We start from the raw sequence: 1,444 nt of genomic DNA, 5'->3' as shown, positions 1-1,444 counted from the left end.
GGCCGGGAGCGGGGGCGTCACAGTCGTTTATGTAGGCCATCGAGCACCGCCAGGAGAAGGGACCGGTCGTCGGCGGCGAACGAGCCGCCGCCCGGGAACCGGGGCGCCTGCGCCATGACGGCCCCGTGTTCCATCAGATCGGACAGCAGCACCTTCACCACGACGGCGGGCAGCCGCAGCTGCCCGGCCACTTCGGCGACGGTGACGGTCGCGGCGCCCGCGCACATCCGCAGCGCGAGCGTGTGCTCCGCCCCGAGCGGGACGTGCGGCCGCACCCCGGTCGCGGTCACCAGCGAGAGCAGGTCGAGCGTGAAGCCCGGCCTGGTCCGCCCCCCGCTGGCGGTGTACGGGCGCATCAAGCGGCCCGCCGAGTCGTCGAGCCACGGTGTGTCCCGCCCCTTCGCGTACGCCCCCGCCGCGCGGGCCCTCATCGCTCCACGTCGGCGCCGGGCCGCCGCGGTGGGGCCGCGAGGTACGGGCGCACGCTCTTGACCAGCATCGCCATCTCGTAGCCGAGCACCCCGGCATCGGCCTCCCGGTCCGCGAGGACGGCCAGGCAGGTACCGGATCCGGCCGCGGAGACGAAGACGAGCGCGGTGTCGAGCTCGACCACGACCTGCCGTACCTCGGCGCCGTCCGCGAAGCGGGAGCCGGCACTGCGGCCCAGGGAGTACAGCCCGGAGGCGAGGGCGGCCATGTGGTCGGCACTGTCGGCGTCCAGCCCGTGCACGCAGGTCACGAGCCCGTCGGCGGTGAGGAGTACGGCGCTTCGCGTGTACGGCACGCGCTGCACCAGGCCGCTGAGCAGCCAGTCGAGGTCGGAGAGCCGGCTACCGGTCTTCGTCGCCACTTCGCCGCCCATGGGGGTGTGCTCCTTGCTGGTGAGGTGAGGGGTCGGGGTCATACCTGGTTCTCCGACTGGGCGAGGCCGAAACCCCGTTGGAAGGCGGCCATCAGGCCCGGGTCGTGCACCGGCTGCTCGGGGTCCGCTGCCCGCCGGGGGGCGGGGGCCACGCGGAGCTGGGGCGCGAGGTGCTCCTGCGCTCGGCGCCGTGGCAGCCGCGGCCGGTCGCACGCGCCGGTCTCGCCGGGTGCGCCGGGTGCGCCGGTCTCGCCGGGTGCGCCGGGTACGGGATCGGCCGCGGGCGCCGGTTCGGGCTCCGGCGCCGACCAGGCCACCGCCCCGGTCGGCGGAGCCGGGGCGGGCCCGCCCCGGGGATCGGCCGCGGGCGCCGACCAGGCCACCGCCCCGGGTCCGCCCGTCTCTCCCGACCGGGGCGCGGGCAGGGGCGCGGAACGGGGCTGGGGCCCGGGCTCCGGCCGGGGCCGGGGCACGGCGGTGGCCGGGGAGTGGGACCGGGCTGCGGATGCGGGGGCGGACGCCGGGTGCGGCTCGGGACCGTGCGGGGCGGCCCCGGCGCCCCCGGACGCCTGCCATCCCTCG

Annotated in this window: 2 protein-coding genes and 1 pseudogene; all 3 read right to left on the bottom strand. The window is 77.5% G+C overall.

Annotated elements, in window-relative coordinates; translation table 11 throughout:
- Positions 1–17 precede the first annotated feature (17 nt).
- Positions 18–431 carry a DUF742 domain-containing protein gene (locus tag ACWGIU_RS37825; RefSeq protein ID WP_453712604.1) on the bottom strand — a complete coding sequence of 138 codons (414 nt, stop codon included), beginning with the start codon at positions 429–431 and terminating at the stop codon, positions 18–20.
- Positions 428–862 (bottom strand): roadblock/LC7 domain-containing protein, encoded by a 435-nt coding sequence (locus tag ACWGIU_RS37820; protein WP_453712606.1) that lies wholly within the window; start codon positions 860–862, stop codon positions 428–430. Before ACWGIU_RS37820 ends, ACWGIU_RS37825 begins: the two co-directional genes overlap by 4 nt.
- A 38-nt stretch (positions 863–900) precedes the next feature.
- Positions 901–1,444: pseudogene (locus ACWGIU_RS37815) on the bottom strand (ATP-binding protein); the annotation flags it as partial.

The organism is Streptomyces sp. NPDC054840, assembly GCF_053611065.1.
Note: the sequence above shows the minus strand (reverse complement) of the source record. Positions and strands in the feature narration are given on the sequence as shown.

Bases quoted from the DNA above. Each gene is read 5' to 3' on its own strand.
- ACWGIU_RS37825 (WP_453712604.1), bottom strand. From the start codon at position 431: ATGAGGGCCCGCGCGGCGGGGGCGTACGCGAAGGGGCGGGACACACCG.
- ACWGIU_RS37820 (WP_453712606.1), bottom strand. From the start codon at position 862: ATGGGCGGCGAAGTGGCGACGAAGACCGGTAGCCGGCTCTCCGACCTC.